Origin of the sequence: Butyrivibrio sp. VCB2006 (assembly GCF_000420945.1) — a bacterium.
In the GTDB taxonomy this organism is placed as follows: domain Bacteria; phylum Bacillota; class Clostridia; order Lachnospirales; family Lachnospiraceae; genus Butyrivibrio.
The window spans coordinates 168,764-187,176 of the sequence record NZ_ATVX01000004.1; the positions used below are offsets into that span (position 1 = coordinate 168,764).

16 protein-coding genes are annotated in these 18,413 nt (G+C 42.5%); 4 read left to right on the forward strand and 12 right to left on the reverse strand.

What is annotated here, in order from left to right:
• Nucleotides 1-46: 46 nt before the first annotated feature.
• On the reverse strand, nucleotides 47-814 hold the full coding sequence (larB, locus tag G613_RS0105030; RefSeq protein WP_029231615.1) for a nickel pincer cofactor biosynthesis protein LarB: 768 nt from the start codon (nucleotides 812-814) through the stop codon (nucleotides 47-49).
• A gap of 13 nt (nucleotides 815-827) precedes the next feature.
• Complete coding sequence (gene larE / locus G613_RS0105035) at nucleotides 828-1,643, reverse strand: ATP-dependent sacrificial sulfur transferase LarE (protein ID WP_029231616.1); 816 nt, start codon at nucleotides 1,641-1,643, stop codon at nucleotides 828-830.
• A 213-nt stretch (nucleotides 1,644-1,856) separates the two neighbouring features.
• Between larE and G613_RS0105040 the strand changes: the two genes are divergently transcribed.
• The 3 genes from G613_RS0105040 to G613_RS0105050 are packed head-to-tail and all read left to right on the forward strand — an operon-like array spanning nucleotide 1,857 to nucleotide 4,208.
• A complete protein-coding gene (locus G613_RS0105040) occupies nucleotides 1,857-2,054 on the forward strand; it encodes a hypothetical protein (RefSeq protein ID WP_029231617.1) in 198 nt (65 codons plus the stop codon).
• Nucleotides 2,055-2,078: 24 nt separating this feature from the next.
• Nucleotides 2,079-2,741, forward strand: a complete 663-nt coding sequence (locus G613_RS0105045; protein WP_029231618.1) for a YczE/YyaS/YitT family protein — start codon at nucleotides 2,079-2,081, stop codon at nucleotides 2,739-2,741.
• A gap of 54 nt (nucleotides 2,742-2,795) precedes the next feature.
• Entirely contained in the window at nucleotides 2,796-4,208 is a 1,413-nt protein-coding gene (locus tag G613_RS0105050) for a prolyl oligopeptidase family serine peptidase (protein WP_051151033.1), read from the forward strand.
• Between the two features lie 85 nt (nucleotides 4,209-4,293).
• Here G613_RS0105050 and G613_RS0105055 read toward each other — a convergent pair whose 3' ends face one another.
• The 9 genes from G613_RS0105055 to G613_RS0105095 all read right to left on the reverse strand — a co-directional run bounded on the left by G613_RS0105055 (nucleotide 4,294) and on the right by G613_RS0105095 (nucleotide 14,017).
• Nucleotides 4,294-4,539, reverse strand: a complete 246-nt coding sequence (locus tag G613_RS0105055; protein ID WP_029231620.1) for a hypothetical protein — start codon at nucleotides 4,537-4,539, stop codon at nucleotides 4,294-4,296.
• Nucleotides 4,540-4,859: 320 nt separating this feature from the next.
• Nucleotides 4,860-4,982: a hypothetical protein gene (locus tag G613_RS19985; protein WP_278246495.1), complete on the reverse strand. Its 123-nt coding sequence runs from the start codon at nucleotides 4,980-4,982 to the stop codon at nucleotides 4,860-4,862.
• Between the two features lie 146 nt (nucleotides 4,983-5,128).
• Complete coding sequence (locus tag G613_RS0105065) at nucleotides 5,129-7,942, reverse strand: glycoside hydrolase family 3 protein (protein WP_029231621.1); 2,814 nt, start codon at nucleotides 7,940-7,942, stop codon at nucleotides 5,129-5,131.
• A gap of 301 nt (nucleotides 7,943-8,243) precedes the next feature.
• Nucleotides 8,244-8,984: a hypothetical protein gene (locus G613_RS0105070; protein ID WP_029231622.1), complete on the reverse strand. Its 741-nt coding sequence runs from the start codon at nucleotides 8,982-8,984 to the stop codon at nucleotides 8,244-8,246.
• A 12-nt stretch (nucleotides 8,985-8,996) separates the two neighbouring features.
• Nucleotides 8,997-10,655, reverse strand: a complete 1,659-nt coding sequence (locus tag G613_RS0105075; RefSeq protein WP_029231623.1) for a sensor domain-containing phosphodiesterase — start codon at nucleotides 10,653-10,655, stop codon at nucleotides 8,997-8,999.
• A 39-nt stretch (nucleotides 10,656-10,694) separates the two neighbouring features.
• On the reverse strand, nucleotides 10,695-12,062 hold the full coding sequence (locus G613_RS0105080; RefSeq protein ID WP_029231624.1) for a sensor domain-containing diguanylate cyclase: 1,368 nt from the start codon (nucleotides 12,060-12,062) through the stop codon (nucleotides 10,695-10,697).
• Nucleotides 12,063-12,171: 109 nt separating this feature from the next.
• Entirely contained in the window at nucleotides 12,172-12,606 is a 435-nt protein-coding gene (locus G613_RS0105085) for a type II 3-dehydroquinate dehydratase (RefSeq protein WP_029231625.1), read from the reverse strand.
• A 49-nt stretch (nucleotides 12,607-12,655) separates the two neighbouring features.
• Nucleotides 12,656-13,315, reverse strand: a complete 660-nt coding sequence (locus G613_RS0105090) for a DUF1961 family protein (RefSeq protein ID WP_029231626.1) — start codon at nucleotides 13,313-13,315, stop codon at nucleotides 12,656-12,658.
• Between the two features lie 30 nt (nucleotides 13,316-13,345).
• Nucleotides 13,346-14,017: a hypothetical protein gene (locus G613_RS0105095; RefSeq protein WP_029231627.1), complete on the reverse strand. Its 672-nt coding sequence runs from the start codon at nucleotides 14,015-14,017 to the stop codon at nucleotides 13,346-13,348.
• A 175-nt stretch (nucleotides 14,018-14,192) separates the two neighbouring features.
• On the opposite strand from G613_RS0105095, the gene G613_RS0105100 reads away from it, so the two are divergent.
• Entirely contained in the window at nucleotides 14,193-14,621 is a 429-nt protein-coding gene (locus tag G613_RS0105100; RefSeq protein WP_029231628.1) for a hypothetical protein, read from the forward strand.
• A 59-nt stretch (nucleotides 14,622-14,680) separates the two neighbouring features.
• Here the strand turns inward: G613_RS0105100 and G613_RS0105105 are convergent, their stop codons facing one another.
• Nucleotides 14,681-17,830: a hypothetical protein gene (locus tag G613_RS0105105; protein ID WP_029231629.1), complete on the reverse strand. Its 3,150-nt coding sequence runs from the start codon at nucleotides 17,828-17,830 to the stop codon at nucleotides 14,681-14,683.
• Nucleotides 17,831-18,413 lie beyond the last annotated feature (583 nt).

An 18,413-nucleotide genomic window follows, 5' to 3' on the forward strand; every position in this document is an offset into this window, starting at 1 on the left:
GTAGACCTTGGCAAGTTCAAGTAACTCCTTCATACCGCTCCCCTTTTTACTTTTTATTTATCATACTGGCCAGATATCCGGCCCCGAAACCATTGTCAATATTCACCACGCTTACACCGCTGGCGCAGGAATTAAGCATAGACAAAAGAGCTGACACACCCCCAAAGGAAGCTCCATATCCAACACTTGTAGGAACAGCAATAACAGGGCAATTTGCAAGGCCTCCAACCACGCTTGCCAAGGCTCCTTCCATTCCTGCAATGGCTATAATCACATTGGCACTCATTATTTCATCCATGGCCCTTTTCTCAAGGAGTCTGTGGATTCCGGCAACTCCAACGTCATAGAGCCTGACAACCTTATTCCCCATTATCTCGGCTGTCTTGGCTGCTTCCTCAGCAACAGGAATGTCACTGGTTCCACCGGTTGCAATCACAATCTTTCCAACGCCATTCTTATCAACAATCTGTTCTCCGGCAATACCTACTTTGCTGTATTCATCGTAGGTAAACGCCACTTCAGCTTTCTTATTCTGTGTAAAAAAATCTGCTGATTCCTTGGACATTCTGGTTATAAGGACACTTTTTTGTCCCTTCTCAAGGAGCTTTTCCGCAATCATAAGATTCTGCTGTGGAGTTTTCCCCTGTCCAAAAATAACCTCAGCTGCTCCCTGTCTAAGTCCCCTGTGCATGTCTGGACGGGCAAAACCCATATCCTCAAAAGGGGCCTGTTTAAGCTGCATTACCGCTTCATCTATATCTGTATTTCCTGCTTTTACTGCTTCTAGCAGACTCTTAATATCCTGTTCTTCCATATCTTCCTCAACATCAGCTCTTTTTCAGTACTTCATTCATACTACCGGACCTAAATCCCCTAAGATCCAAAGTAACATATTTAAATCCGATTTTTTCAAACTCCTGCTGCACTCTGGTCCTGACCTCCGGGGCCATAAATCTTTCAAAGTCCGTCTCAAGTATTTCTATTCTGGCAACATTTCCATGTACCCTGCATCTTTCCTGGATAAAGCCAAGCTCTATAAGTAAATTTTCTCCTGCCTCTATCATGGAAAGCTTTTCTCCGGTGATTTCATCCCCATATGGGACTCTTGATGCCAGGCAGGCATAGGATGGCTTATCCCAGGTGGGAAGATTCATATCCTTTGAAAGCTGCCTTATCTCAGCCTTAGTAAGTCCTGCGTATCGCAAAGGGCTCTTGATGCCAAGCTCTGCAATCGCCCTGTGCCCGGGCCTGTAGTCCCCGTCGTCATCGACGTTGGAGCCTTCCACCAGCTCTTTTATCCCGTTGTCCCCGGCTATTTCCCGCATCTTAGTAAAAAGATGTTTCTTGCACATATAGCATCTGTCAGGCGGATTCTCGGAAAAGCCCGGAATGTCACTCTCGTCAACCATCGCAAATACCTGCTTAATTCCTCTGGAAAGGCAGAACTCCTGTGCTTCCTGTGATTCCCTCTTAGGAAAAAAACTTGATTTTGCTGTAATTGCAATTGCCTTATCTCCAAGGACTTCATGGGCAATAGCCAGCAAAAACGTGGAATCCACGCCGCTTGAAAAGGCTACGGCTACGCTTCCAAGGCCTTCCAAGTATTCTTTTAAAGTTGCTAATTTTTGGTCTATGTTATTCATAAAAAATGTGTATAATGTTTATTTGTTTGAATTTGTTTTTGTCGATAAAACAAGCATTTTAGCATACTCACACTTACTAACATTGTAACATAGTTTTATGCAATTCATTTAGAACTATAATCTGAAAATTATATAAACGTTATTTAAAATATTGCTTATGTTTTATCGTCAAAGCTTAATTTAAATAACAACGTTGTGATAGGAGTTTACAGCATGCAGATACACTTATGTAAGGGCGACGAAACCCTTGAACAGGCCCTGGAATTTATCAATAACAATGACTCAGAGGGCCGCAAATTTACCTTTGACAAAGAGGCTGACCGCTGCTACATCGGTGACGAAGCCTTTGTAAACGCACCGGTACTTATCAACTACAAGAATCAGTACTGGGCTCTGCGCATAGTAGAATAATAATTAGAAGTAAGGACAAAAATCATGGTCAATTCACTCAAAAAATGGTTCACAGATTATTTTCATCAGAAGGACTTTGTAAAGCGCCTGATTGTTATGAACATTGGCGTTTTCTTTATGGGATTTTTCTTATCATTCCTTATAAAGGTTAACCTTGGAACAGACCCCTGCACCTTCATGAACCTGACCTTATCCGGTTTTATCGGCATAAGCTTCGGTAACTGGCAGCTCCTTCTTAACTCAGTGATGTTCATACTGGTACTGCTCTTTGGCAGGAAGTTCATTGGCTTTGGAACCATTGCCAACATGGTGTTCATTGGATACATCGCCGATTTCTTCTGCTGGTTATGGGAAAAGACAATTCCGGAGCACTACTTTACCGATATGCCCTCTAGAGCTGTAATCTTTGCTTTGGCTCTTTTCATGTTCATCATATCTGTGTCTTTCTATATCAATGCAAACATGGGAGTTTCTCCTTATGATGCAATGCCACAGATTCTTTCAGAGAAAATACTTAAAAAAGTGCCCTTTGCAATTATCCGTATTGCCTATGACTTTTTGGTAATCGTAATCGGAGTTCTTTTCGGTGGTACCCCAAACATTGGAATTGTGCTTATGGCTCTTTTCCTGGGACCTATAATCTCAGTTGTCGGTAAATTTCTTAATAAACACGTATTCCACCTATAAAATCAAAGAAAAGTTTTAGTAGCCTTACTTTGCAGCGCATTGTCCCTTGGGGGAGTGGCATGCGGAGCTGCAAATGCAGGGGAGGTCGCAGGACAGCAAAGAGGCTCAGACACAGTTACAAGCGGCTCATCGGAGAGTGCTGCGGTAGATGAGGGAAAAACAGAAACTGAAAACAAAGAGGAGGCATCAGTGAGTAAAGAATTAAAAGCCAGTCAGAAAGTAGTTATTGTTGGCCAGGATTGGGGCCCTGCAGTAACCAAAACAATACTTAAATTCGATGAAAAGATTTCAGCAGATTCAGTTGCTGCTGATGATTTTCAGGTAAAGGAAACCAAGGAAATGTTCAACTGGGCAGCTCTTGCAGAGGGCTCAACAGAGGATCCAACCAAGCATATCGAATTCGAATCAGAAAGAAAGGTTGTGGATGCTTACACCTGCGATGAAAACGGTGAGAAATCATCCGATTCCGAATATGTAGCAGTTGAGCTTTATTACAGCCCTGATGAGGGATCACCATTCTGCTATGACATGTTTAAGGGTAACAACACAATCTGCGATCCCTATAATCTTGCAGTAACTCTTGCTGATGGACAGACTATTGCTGCAGAGTCAGGTGATGAGATCATAGCTGTGGCAGTTGATGATAAGGTAGACTTTGACAGCGCCATTTATCCTCAGCTTGCAGGTACGGATATGAAGGGATCTTTTACCGGCGCAGAGGGACATACAATCTGCTATGCTTCCTATGAACCGGAAGCAGACGGAAACAAGCATCCACTTGTAATCTGGCTCCACGGCGCCGGAGAAGGCGGAGCAGATCCAAGACTTAACACACTTGGCAACGAAGTTACAGCTCTTTACAGTGAAGAATTCCAAAAGGTAATGGGAGGCGCCTATGTTCTTGCTCCTCAGTGCCCTACCTTCTGGATGCAGTACGACGAAACAGGAAACTGGATGGATAACTCAGGCGTTGATTCAGTATACCTTCATGATCTGAAAGAACTTATTGATTCCTATGTAGAATCTCATGCGGATGTTGATGCAGACAGAATCATTATCGGCGGTTGCTCAAACGGTGGCTACATGACGATGGATATGATCATGAACTATCCTGATTTCTTTGCTGCAGCATTCCCTATCTGTGAAGCTTACAGCAACGCCGGCATTACAGATGCTCAGCTTGAAGCAATCAAAGATCTTCCAACCTGGTTCATCTATGCCAAGAATGATACAACAGTAGATCCTACAGCCTTTGAGGAGCCAACACTTGCACGCCTTAATGCTATCGGAGCAAATGTACACACCAGCGTATTTGATGATGTTCACGACACTTCAGATACCTTCAAGGGCCAGGATGGCAATGCATATCAGTACATGGGACACTGGTCATGGATCTATTTCTTCAACAATGAGTGTGAAGAAAATGGTGTAAACATGTGGCAGTGGCTCAGTGAGCAGCATAAATAATCAATAATTCTACGCTAAAAGACCACTACGCTATGAGGCGCAGTGGTCTTATTTTTTGCCCATATTCAGTTGTTAGAAAAAGAATTTATCTAACTTTAACGAAAGCAACAGCTTTCTTGGTTTCAGTGTGCTCAGTCTTGCGAACGATGTTGTCCGTGTACACCTGGTACTCTGAATCGTAATACTCGTCCTGCATACTGCCGGCTCCCAACATATCAAGAGCCTTAAATTTGCCGTATGATAGGTTCTGCTCCTTTGCCTTTACCACGTCTGACATGATTTCGATGCAGCTCTGACTCATGCCTCTTTTTGCCTTAGCGGAACTTCTCATTATTTTATTTCCTCCGTCTCATAAGAAATTATTGAATGACTGACTTGCAAAGGCCTCTATGGCCCCTCAACCGATAACCTTTACAACAAAATTTCATTCAATGGGAACATTATATACTAATCGAAATTGAAAAGCCACTACTTTGCCAGAGTAAATCATTAAATTTTTATGAAATATTATTTCGATAGCATAAATACAGGATTTGAGAGACATGCCTCTCGTCAAATATACGCAAATAGCCATGTGTGCAATCGATATTTCGTGAACACATGGCTATTTCTTGCTTATACTTCTCACATATTGCTATTTATCAGTAAACATCAGCTTAGTTCATTTGCCATTCTGTATACTCTTGTGGCATTTTGTTTGATCTGATGTCTTTCTATTGAACCATCAGAAAGTCCTGAAAGTACTCTGTCATAATCTGTCTTGCAGCCCGGCATAAAGAGATCTCCGCCAGCCTTAACAACCTCAGGAGCAATCCTGCATTGTATCCATACCTCCGTTTATTCGCGTTTAATATTTGGGCTGCGGATAGCATAGCCATCCGCAGCCCATAACCCCATATATTCTCTAAAAAGTACTAATCTTATAATTCTGTAATTCCCCTCTTGAACTCTTCCTCAAGATCCTTGGTCTTGATAAGTCTTGCAGACTTAATCTCAAGTCCTCCATTCGGGCAGAAAAGCTTCAGATAGAAGTTTCCTATAAAGGCTGGGAAAAGAGATACCTTAATTGTCTGCCACTCTTTATCCATTCCTGTAAGTGTAAAGGTTCCAAGGAACATCTTATCCTGGAAGATTGTAAGTGGAAGCTGCGCTACCTCAGGCTGGTTATCAGCTCTAAGTACAAGCTCAAAATCCATAGTGCACTTACGAGGTGCTGTAAGGACAAATACTGTAGTAGCGTTCTTTTCCATCTTGATGTCCTTAGGATCAAGCTCTGTTATATCCTTGTCAGCCAGAACATCTATCATTTCCTGAAGCGCCATATCTTCTGCTGATACTGCTGCTTCAAGTTCCTTATCCAGGGCAGACTCTTTGCCAAGCATATGCTGGTAAGCCGGAGTCTTAAGAAGGAATCTTAAGATGTTGCCTGCGTTTCTTGCAAGTTCGCATCTAAGAAGTTTGCCTTCTTTAAGTGCCTCTTCAAGGTTATCGTGGTTTGAATTAGCCTCTGCACTGGCATTAACCATGTTAAGGTCATTCTGAGCACGAACCTGAGCTGCAACGTTCTGGTAGCTTCCCGGAGCATTCGCTTCATCATTACCCATAGCCCACCAGTCTGTCATTACGATTCCGTCAAAGCCCCACTCATCTCTAAGAAGAGTTGTGAGAAGATCGTAGCTACTTGCAGTCCAAAGACCATTCATAGGCCCGTAGGTGCTCATAAGTGCTCTTGCATTTCCTTCTCTTACTGCAAGCTCAAAGCCCTTAAGATAAATCTCACGAAGCGCTCTCTCTGAAACGATATTGTTAACTGTATGTCTCTTAAACTCCTGAGTATTTCCGGCAAAGTGCTTGATAACACCGGTTACATCATAGGTATGAAGTCCCTGAAGCTGTGCTGCAACAAGCTTACCTGTAAGGAACGGATCCTCTGAGAAATACTCAAAGTTACGTCCGTTAAGAGGGCTTCTGTGAATGTTCATACCTGGGCCAAGAAGTGCATCAATCTTATGTCTTCTAAGGTCAAGAGCTTCCCATGTAAAGAGCTCCTTATTTATTTTTTCATCAAAGGTACAAGCAAGGCATGTTCCGTTTGGAAGTGAAAATGCATGTGTTCCGCAGTCCATACGGATTCCTGAAGGGCCGTCAGCGCAGCTGGCAATAGGAATACCAAAGCCAAGAAGCTTATCTGTCACTCCGCCGTAAGCTCCGGCAACACCAGGTGTAACCTTAGGTGAGCACATTCCCTCACCTCTTACAATTGCGCAAAGGTCTTCATCAGAAAGCTGAGAAATAAATGCTTCCAGAGAAACCTTTCCTGCCTCAACATCCTTAAGCTTATAGCCCTTATCACCTGTGAACTTATAAAGAGAAGCTTTAGGAAGTCTTTCTGCTCTCTTCTTGTTAGGATCAAGAGTTCTTGTAGGAACCTTCTCAGTTCCCTCTGTAAGAACCCCCTTCTTATCTACAGGCTTAAGTCGCTCAAAGCTCTCTACAGGAGCGTAGGCTTCTTCACACTGCTTAACTACTTCAGTCTTATCAATTGTGAATATTCCTACTTCCTGTGCGCTTCTTACATCACTTCCTGCAAATACTGTGTAAACGCCCTCTTCCAGCACATAAGCTGATTTATGTCCGGTCAAACCGCTGTCGTCATAGGATGCAAACCAGTATTTAGGTATTTCAAATCTGATGTTCTGAGACTGTCCTGCAGCCAAAAGATCTGTCTTATCAAATCCGATAAGAGTTCTTGAAGCCTTGCCGATCTTGCCCTGAGGAGCCTTTACATAAACCTGTACAACCTCTTTTCCGGCCACATCACCTGTATTGGCAACATGAACCTCCAGAGAAATTCCATCTTTCTTATCATAATCAAACTCGCCGGGAGCTATATCAAAGCTTGTATAGGAAAGTCCAAAACCAAATGGGTAAAGAACCTTATCCTTGGCAAATGTCTCGAAATAGCGATATCCTACATAGATATCCTCTTTCTGGTAGTTCTTTTTATCTGAACCAAAATTCTCAGTGGAAGCATAGTCACCGATGTTCTCAGCAATGGTATCAGAGAGCTTACCTGAAGGATTCACCTTACCGCTAAGTACGTCAAGAACTGCGTTTCCGCCTTCCTGGCCCCCCTGCCATACATAGGCAACTGCCTGTGGGCCAATCTCTTTTACCCACTTCATATCGATGATGTTGCCCACATTCAAAAGAACTATTGTCCTGTCAAAGGCCTTTGTAACCTTTTTAAGTGCAGCAGTCTCTTCATCTGTAAGAAGATAGCTTCCCTGCTCGTTCTTATTGTCCTGGTCTTCACCTGCTGTTCTTCCGATGATAAATACAGCAGCCTCAGACTCTTTTGCAGCCTCTTTTACCAAAGCATCGGTAAGGGGCATTTCCTTCTGGAACCATGGCTCTGCTGCCCAGCCTGCGCCGTGATCAAAAGGATTTTCCTCTACAAATTTCTCGTAGGCTCCTCTGACCTTGTCATTGACCTTGTAAAGGCCGCTATCAGCAAGGGCCTCATAGATTCCAACCACATAGTCTACGTTGACCATACCGCCTGAACCTGTGCCTGATTTGTAATAGTTCATCTGGCTGCGGCCAAAAACCGCTACTTTAGTGCCTTTCTCAAGAGGAAGTGCCTTATTATCATTCTTAAGAAGGACTATTCCCTCTGCTGCGGCCTTTCTTGCAGTAGCCTTAAACTTCTCGATATCCCATGTTTTTTTCATAATATTCTCCTGTTAGTGCTGAATGTTTCCACCGAATCCGTTCATTCCATACTTTAAGAACGCTTCTTTTCCAAGCATAATTAATTCATGGTCATAATTATGTCTGCAATCACATTCTTTGTCAAAGACATAACGCGAAAATACTTGTTTTCGTCTGCGTCGTAATTAACTAAAACTAAAAAGCAGATCATGGTCTCCTTTCATGTTATTCAAAGAAGTCGACCCTGATCTGTTTTTTCGTTTTGTTAATTATCTCCTCGTCCGAGAACTGCGCATTTTCGCGTTTTATATCATTACGCTCTTACTTCTGTACCGAGATACGTTCATCTCCTGCAAGGTGGTGGAGAAGTGCCTGGCGGGCGTGCTCTCTGTCGGTGGCTTCTACGCTTACAGTAAACTGGTAAGTGTGATGCTTTAGCTCCTCCTGCTGCTGATTTCTGAGTTCAGCATCTTCCAGAGATTTCTCTTTGGTGTCCTCCCTTGTCATTTCCATGATGTCATTGACTGCAAACTTCCTAAAAAGTTCTTTATGACTAGGATCACTGATATATTTATCAATAAGAGCCAGAGTATTTCCCATATTCAGGTAAGCGCCATGAAGGAATTTTTCCATATCCATGAGATCTGTCTCTTTTTTTATCCACTCTTCATCCCAGGTCAGCTCTTTATTCAGAATCTGCTTACCTTCTTTTTCATGGTTTTTCTGATAATCGAGAAGATACCACTTCCAAATCTGGAAACGTTTGGTGTTTACATCCTCATCACTTAGTTCGGACATTTTTTGACATGCATGCCTTACGCCCCTTGAAACCAGAGCATCTGTAGTTTTATTTACATCATAGGTTCTAACACCTACTACGGACTTCTTTTCATCGTTCATGATGCGAAGCCCAAGCTCATTATCGGATTTCTTTTCCATAAAAAGAGAGTAGTCCCCATGGCGCGCAATGATAACAGGCCTTTCTGAGAGCAAGGTATCCCTGAACTCTTTAAAAGACTTTAGAACGTCATCATTTTGAATGTACCTGAAGGTTCTACTCATCTAATATGTCCTTTATGTAGCGCTTTTATACAACTCCAGTCCCTTGAAAGCATCTATCTTACAAGGCCTTCCATAGTAGTATCCCATTAGATCTGATACCGGGAACTGCTTGGCTATCTGGGCTGTTTCCTCATCTTCAATTCCTGTAAAGCAGGTTCTGATGTGAAGTCTATGAGTAAAGGCTGTAATAGTCTCTATCATGTACTTGTTTGTGGTATTCTTATCTATTCCTTCTGTAAGAGAAGGCACTATGCTCACAAAATCGATCGGAAGATGCCTTAAAAGATCCAAAGATGCAAAATCTGTAACATCCAGTCCAATCCTCACTCCGCAGGCTTTCAGGAATTCAACCTGGCTCTGAAGATGCTCCATTGAAAGCTGTCTCGCCCCCTGTGTAAGCTCCAGACAAAGGCCTGTTGAAGGATAACCTGTCTTTCTAAGGATATCGATCAGCGTGGTTCTAAACTCCGATCTTTCAAGCTGCATAAATGCAAGATTTACGCACAGGTAAAAATCTTTGATCTGCTTTCTTATTTCCAAAGCGTCCTTAAGGGCGTTTTCCAAAATCCAGTTCCCCAGATTGTAAAAGACCTGATCCTGTTCAAGCCACGGCACAAACTCTGCTGGAGATACGGATCCGAAAGGCTCCTTTTGCCAACGTACAAATACTTCCATTCCCACCAGTCTTCCGTCCACGGAAGATACCATAGGCTGGTACTCAAGATAGAAGCCGTCCATACCATTTATTACGCTGTTTCTTACAGCATCTACCATATCGATGTTGCCCTTTTTGTTATCAAGCTCATCATTATGGAAGATAATAAGGTTTCCATGTCTTTGCGTCTTGGAGAAATTAAGGGCATACTTGGCACTGGTGTATATGGAGTGCTCATCAACCTCAAAATCTGCGGCAAGAATAACTCCTCCGCCAATTTCAGCGCCGACTTTCTTGCCATTTATTGCAAGAGCTTCTCTTGTAAAACTACGCATACGTCCATAGAACTTCTTGATCTCATCGATAGTCATGGACTCTGTAATAAGGGCCAGTGTGGTGCCCTCTCCTCTGTAGACCTTGCCCTTATCAGTAGATTCATCTATCAGTTTCTTGGCAGTGGCCCTAAGAATATTGTTACCGATAGCATAACCATATCTTCGGTTGATATCACCAAAATCGATGAAATTAATCATCAGGATGGCATACTCTTTTTTGCCAAGCTTGAGCTGCCTCATGTGATTAAGCATCTCATAATGATTTGGTAAAAGAGTGATTGGATCATTGTTATCAACAATTCCTTTGTTGATGATGGAGCAGGCGTAAAAAACAGGTTTACCTGCGTAGTCTTTTATCACAACGCCTCTGCAGGAGCAGACCACGTACTCACCGTTTTTGTTCTTGGCTCTGTATTCAATGTTAGGATTAACTTTTTTCCCAGCAAAGCTGGCTTCAATGTACTCGTTATAATTGTCTCTGTCATCAGGATGAATACGATTGTCCCAGACAGTGGACGCATTATAAATATACTCTCCAGTCAGACCAAAATAATCTACTGCGTTCAGTGACCATCTGGAAATATTCTTTTCCATGTCATAAACGTAGACGTATCGGCTTCTGGATGTTACAGCGAAGGTATCAAAAATCCTGTTAATCGTGTCGTAAGTTCCCCTAGCCATTGTTTTCCCTCTTTAAGGTCATTCCCCCAAACAACCTTATTACCTGATGTCATTAGCTGTCCCCTGCCCGTTTTCCTGGGCACGTCTGGCTTTTAAGAGCCTCTTGTTGTAATACATTGCATCATCGGCTTTCTTGATTACATCCTCAAGCTTGCTTCCGTCCTCAGGACATCTAGCATATCCTGCACTGATGGAAACCTTAAGGGTTATATCTCCGATAACAACGTCTCTGGCAACATTCTGCCTCATTCTTGATATAACGCCCTCATAGAATTTTTTATCATGAGTTCCGTGGATAACAACCACGAATTCGTCTCCGCCAATTCTGAATGCTCTGTCTTTTTCCCTGATACTGTTCTTAAGTCTCTTGGCTGTAATATTTAGAAGAGCATCTCCGGTATCATGGCCATATGTATCATTGACCATCTTGAAGTCATTAAGATCCATATAGATAATTCCGAAAGGAAGCTTTTTCGCACTAAGCTCGTCCATATGCTCATGATAGCTTCTGGGATTATACAGGTTTGTAAGTGCATCCCTGTAAGAAAGTACCTCAAGCTCCTTGGCGTTGGATTTCATATTCATATATGCGTACATGAACATTGCAGTCAGGGCGCTTATGATAAGTGCAATTGCTGCTGCGCTCAGTACTTCAGGCCATCTGACCCAGGACTGGGAAGGCTCAAGGTAAAGAGTCCAGAAAGCACCTCCAACAGTACTGATCATAGCTTCTACCGGTTCCGCCAGGGATTTAGATGTACTTTCCACAATAATCCTGTTTTCTCCGGTTATAGAGTTATTACCTATTAGTTTGTACTCGTAACCCCCATCTGCAAGACCGGGAAGATTGACGTCGGTCATAAAGAGCTTTTCATCAACTGTAACTGTAGCAAAGCCCCAAAAGCTCTCATCCTCAAGGAAGATAGGTTTGGTTATGATTATTCCCGATTCATTGTCATTAAGAGTGGCAGGGGCAATAATCACAGAAACCTTGGACATCTTACTGTAGTCAGCATATACGCCAAAGCGTGCGTCTTCAAAAAAGTTTGCACCCTTTTTCAGGGATGAATCGGCGGGGTATACATACTCCACTACCCCATTGGGCGCCAGAGAAATATCGTATACGTCCAGATAATCATCAAAAAGCGCATCGGAAATGTCAAAAAAGTTCTCCTGATTTAGCTCTCCACGGCTGCTTCTTAGCTGAATTTCAAAGACTCTGGCTATGTACTCTCTGTTATCTATCTCAGCTTCGATTCTGTCACCAATTGAATTCGCGATAAAATTGGCTCTTTCTTTTCTGGAGCTTGATGTACTGTTAATATAATAGCCTGCCAAAGCCATTGTGATAACCAGCGTAATAACGAGTGTAATAAGGCCTAAAGAGATACTTTTTTGTTTAGTCATCTTATCCTCACAAAATCGTTTTAAAGAACAATAATGCGCCATATACAGTAATTATATCATATTTTTACTTCGATTATCCCACTTTAGACTCTGTTAATAATTGACCCGATTATTTAATAGAATGGATAAAATCCATGGCTTCAAGATACCCTTCAAGGCCATGTCCGTAGATCTGTTTATCACAGGCAGGAGCTGTTACTGAGATTTTTCTAAACTCCTCTCTGGACTGGATATCTGAAATGTGTACCTCAACCTTGGTTATATTTTCTATGCTCTTAAGAGCGTCATGGATGGCATAGCTATAATGAGTGTAGGCTCCGGGATTTATAACTATTCCCTGGGTTCCATCGCTGTAAGCTTCCTGAATTCTGTCTATAATGGCGCCCTCGTGATTGGACTGATAGGTTTCTACTTCATCCCCATCCTTGGCAGCCTTTTCCCTGATCATATTGCACAGATAATCATAATCCTGATTTCCATAGACAGCCTTTTCCCTAATGCCAAGGAAATTAAGGTTTGGCCCGTTGATTACTAGAATTTTCATAGCTCGCTCCTCCATTTATGCTTTAAACTCTCTTTTGCGTAAACTCATCTTATATCCAGGTCACCCTAAGATTTCTATACTCTGCAATCATAGGTGATAACTGCCTGAAGCCGATGCAGCCTCCTGTCAGAATATCTCCATAAGATATTCCGTCATCGTCAAATTCAAATATCTGAAGATGATTGATAAAGAACTGAATCTTACCGGATTTCTTGATGACAGAAATTGAATACCAGGGAGAATCTTCGCTGGCATCCGGAATGGGATCTGCCCCCTGGGCCACCAGGTTAAAGCCATAGCTCTTTCTCAGATTGCAGGTGTGAAAGGCCCTTTCATTGTCCTCTTTTCTCCTAAAGTAAGAAACATGAAAAGCGTTGATATCCCCGCTGTGGTACTGACTATATTCCCCGGTTCTGGGGCTGAGTGATCCATCAAATATGGGTGCCCCGTTCCTTCCCTTTGCTGCAAAAAACAGCATGGCAAGCCCCGGCTCTTTTACCGGACGAAATTCCCATTCAATCAGCACGTCAGACGGAAACGGCTGTTTGCACCACAAAACAAAGTTGGCCCTTTGTCCCACATCAGGTCCCAACTCGCTTTCCAGTCTCATTACACCTTTGGAAAAAGAGATATTGGCTCTTCCCTCCAGTGCAAAATCCTGAAGGCATGCTTCGTTGTTTAATGGATTCTCATAGATAACCTTAGACATGGTATTCCCCCAAATACTATTGGTAAAATCTTATTTCCCCATTATTTCTTTGAAGTTGAACTCTTTGCCTGTTCTTTCTTCATATATCTCTATAAATGTCTTGCCCTGATCATCCGGGTTGAAATCCACATCCTTGGATTTCTCTCTCCAGGCGTTTCCCTCCGGCAAGAATTCATAAGCCAAATTGTGCTGAAGCCACTCATAGGCCATATCATCCGCAGTTCGATAGTTCTCCATATCAGCCCCGTGAATAGGATGGACATCAATAAGCGCCTGACAGATTATGACCATATCACTGGAATTTTCAATCAGATAAGAATCAATTATCTTCCAATGGTCATCCCAGTGAATTGCTGCAAATGCCACATCACCATAGGTAAAAATATAGTTCGTATCCTTACCGTCTGCATCCATAAGTCCTATGTCTGCTGTGGATGAAAGAATGCCTGTAACAGAGTCAGATGAGTCCGCATCATCCGGGCTTTTCGACTCTTCAATCATCTGTGAAATCAAAGCAGTAGAGTTCTCCACAATGTCAGAAACCATTTCAGTTCCTTTTTCTACTGCAAAAGATTTGCCGAGAGAAGCTATGCTACTTGCTGTTTCATCATCTATATAGTCACTAAAAACATTGCTACAACCCACCTGGCTTAATGTGATAGCCAGCAACATTGTAGCAGCAATAAGCTTTTTCTTTTTCATAATTCTCCTCAGTACCTAACTAAAGATACACAAAAATTAGTGTGGTATCCTGTACCTACCTCATATTATAATATAACTGTAAGTGATGTAGCCTATTTTTCTTTAAAAATTATCACAAGCCTGTTTTGTTTCGTATAAATACCTGTGATGATAACTAGAAAGTGAGGACATAATTATGAAAAAGAGTATTTTGTTAGTAGCAGGCGTAGTCATGACGATACTGTGTAGCTTATCCGTGATCTCACCGGTTAAGGCCCAGGCAGCAGACAAAGCTTCCGCTTATGTTAAGGATGCGGAGTTCATCGATGCTTATCAGGGAACAGCAAACGATGACAGCAAGATTTTCATTGCTCTGTATGAGAAAAAAGACAATGAGCTTATCTTCTATCAGGATGGCTTCTCCAAGGGCTTTTCCACCTACACTATAAAAGATGCAACTGCCAAGAACATTGGCAAGGTTAAAGTGATATCAATTGATGAAGGTATTAAGCTTAGCCTTTACGATAAGGAAGGCGAAAATCCTCAGATTTTTATTGAGGATACGGCCTACAACTGCAAGCACCTTACGCAGTCTGAAGCACTTAAGCTTATTTCCGAGGAATAAAAAATATGGGTTTCCGCAGAATTTATTTTCCGCGGAAACCCATTTATTTTACTTATCTTTTAATCTGTTGTTCTTTCCTTCTCTTCTTTTTTCTTCATGTGCTCATCATACATCTTCTTACCTGTTGCTCCAAGTACTGCAATGATCAGGAGCCACCACCAGTTCATATGCTGTGTGGCATCAGGTATTGTATCAGCCTTTGCCACATTGTCATCTATAATGTTTGCTACTTCTGCCTCCGGTGTAATAACCTGAGTATCGTCGTTTTCCTGAAGAATAGGTGCATTACCCGGTGTTGCCGCTGTAGGTGCCTGTTCATCTGCAATCTGCTCTGTTCCATCATCCAGCACCAGTGTTTCTGAGAATTCTCCGTTTCCACCCTGTGCTGCAGTGGCAACAAATGTGCCTGCCTGTGCCGCCGGAGCATCTGCTATTGTTGTAGCTGCATCAGGAGCTATAGTCTGGCCTGCTGCGGTCTGAGTAGCTGCGGTCTGAGTAGCTGCGGTTGCTGCTGTTGGTGCTACAGCGCCTGTTGCAGTGCCTGTAGGAGTTACCGCAGTTCCTCGTACTGCACCTTCTCCGGCAGTTCCGCCACCCTGTCCTCCGGTTCCGCCTTCAGGGTCGGGTTCTGTATTCAGGCCTCCGCCAACGTTTCCGCCGGCTTTATTAATCCTGTCAATTGCATTATCAAGCTCTTCCTGAGCTTTATCCTTCTGAGCTTTAACCTGTTCATACAAGGTCTTGGCATTTTCTACCTTTTGATCAGCTTTTTCTTTGAGTTCCTGAAGCTTAGCCTTAAGTCCATTGATATCCAGGTTATCAAGAGCAGCTGCATCTTCTTCAGACAGATCTGTAAGGCCAAGGTATTGCGCAACACTCACATTCTCAAGTCCCAACAGGTCTTTTGCCGATAGCATCTTACGGAAATTACTGCTGGCGGTTCCAAGCTCATTAATAGCCTTATCCAGTTTCTCTACCTGATCCACTGCATTCTTGGCTGCTTCATCCGCAGCCTTAACTACATTGTCATAAGCATCATACTGTGCCTTAATCGCAGTAAGATTCGATGTGGAATTAACTGTAATGTAATCGTTCATTGCCTTGTTATCAGCAATAAGCTTGTCAATTACAGAATCATCAATTCCATAAGCCTGTATTACATTTTCATATACGAAGGAATAACCGTTCTCGCCCTTAAGAGCATCTGAAACCTTCTGAGTGTCACCGATGATATAGCAATCAGCATTTTTATAAAGACCATTCTGATTCTGTGTGACAAAGTTGGTTGTTGTCACTTCCTGAAGGTTCTTGTATGATCCCGTTGGCGTAATGAGAACATTGTCCTCTTCCACATAGGTGAATTTCAAGTTCTTGAGGGTGCTGACGTAAACATGATCTGGTGAATTCTTGGCATTATCAAGAAGGTTATTCTTATCTGATGCAAGATATGTTACGTTCTTAAGCCCCGGATACGTGCCGAACAGCTCGGCCTGAGTAATATACTTGGTCTCTCCATTTTCATCAGTATAGGAATACAGTCTGTTAAGCTTCTGATCCGAGGCCTTCTTGATATTCTTTTCAGAGCCCCAGATAAAGTCATCATTAAGCTGATAATCAGCGTGATTAAGCTCCTGGATTCGGGAAGCTGCTATATCATTTATAGCCTTGCTCGGATTCACCTCTGCTTCAGTCTTTTCATAGAATACAATTCCGGCAGTTGCCTCACCCTGAGACTGATTAGCCTTAAGATTCTGATTATCATAATCGGTCTTGGCTATTGAATCCCAGTTAAAGTATTTAACATCCTGCTGAGGTGTTCCGTTTTCATCATAGTACCAGTAAGTAAGGCTTGTATATCTGCTCTCATAATCTGAATTAAGAGCTTGCTTAGTTTCAAACTTAGGTGCATAGGCCTCATCATCTGTAATAATATCTATTCCCTTGATTACAGGCATGTAGTAGTCAATGATTACCCTCTTCATGCCTTCACGGGATGTTTCGAAATCTTTGGAGCCATTACCACCAAACCAGCCGTCCCAATCAGTGCCCTTTTCATCTCTGGTAGCACTGAGGTTTTCAGCTCCCTGATTAGCCTGATCAGGAACTGCATCATCGGCATCCTTAAGAGCATCCGCCAGCTCATTTACCAGCTTCTGAGCCTGTTCAACTTCTTCCTGCGCCGCCTTGGTCTTGGAACTAGCCTGACCTAATTCTGTACCAAAGGCTGCCTCCTGATTAGCAAGATTCTGCTGAGCCTGTTCCAATTTATTAACTGCATCCTGATACTGGCCACTAAGTGTCTCATACTGAGTCGTCTGACCTGTAAGTGTCTGAGTGCTGCCTGCAAGAAGTGTATCCAGGTCTTCTAATGCCTTTTTAGCCTCTTGCTCGTTCTTGGCGTTTATAATCCTATCAACAAGTTCATGTGCTTTGGTGCTGGCATCATTTACTGTGCCTTCAATGTTGTCTGCTGTCTTCTGAAGTCCGAAATCACCCTCGAGCTTATCAGCAGCTTCTTTTACAGCTTCGTTAGCCTCTTTATATGAAGCATCTGCAGCTTTATTGATTTCCTCCGCCTGCTCCAGATCCTGCTTGGCGTTTGCTATATCCTGAGCTGCATCTTCATAATGAGATACTGCGGACTCCTGAATAACATTGCCCTGGTCATCTTTTTTGTCATTTATAAGAGCATCAGCAGCATTCTCAAGCGCTACCGTTTCCTGTGTTGAAACAATTTCTGTAGCACTTTCTACGCCGGTTTTCTCCTTGCCGTCAAGGATAAGACTAGCTGCATCTGTAACTGCCTTTTCTGCAATTGGTCCGGTATACTGCTGCTCAGCGGAGCTTTCCTGACCACCGTTCTGCTCTGAGCTCCCCTGCTCTGAGGTCTGGGTTGTTTCAGTATTTGTATTTTCTTCTGGTGCAGAAGGAGCCTGCTCTTCAGAACCTGAATTGTTCTCTTCAGGCTGAGCCTGAACATCGTCCACAACGCACGCTCTCTCAGCAGTATCAGCTGCATCCTGGGCTTCTGTAGTAACTTCTACATAAGTCTCTTCAGCAGTTTCCTGGCTTTGAGTTTCCTGTGGCGGATCTGCAGGAGCCGGATCCAATGCACCAGGTTCTGCAGCATATGCAGATATCGGGGTCTGCAATGCCATCATAGCCGTAATGCCTATTGTGATTGCTGATAAAACTTTTCCGTTCTTCATCGTATCTCCCTCTCTTTCAAATCTGATTATTCAAACCGATAAATCGGAAATTATTAATGACTCATTTTATTTATCGGACACTTCCCCTAATTTATTCTCTCTATATGGAAATTATACTTAGCAAACAATCATAAACTTAATCATATTCCCTCCCAATTGTAGGCAATATGATTGATTTTTATAACATTTTTCTGAAAACTCTAAAAATTTTCTTTACATATAATTATACACCTGAATAACGTTTTTACACTCACTAGTGCACAAAAAAAGGTTACCTTCCACAGTCTGCTATATGACCTCTTCCTTGGAGTATATTCCTCAAAAGATGCATATCAAGGCACGCCTGCTCTAAAGGCCTTGATATGCATCTTTTAAGGAATAATAGTCACCCAAGAGGTCAATAGCATATATTGCTATCGCAAAAATCGATTCAGGTAATACCATTTCTGCCTCAAATATATATTTGGTATGACAGAAATAAGCTTCTGTCATACTATTTCTGTCTTAGATATATATTTGTTATTACTGAAATTATTCTCTGTAATACCATTCAGATTTTCTCTGCCTTCTTGGTATTACCGAA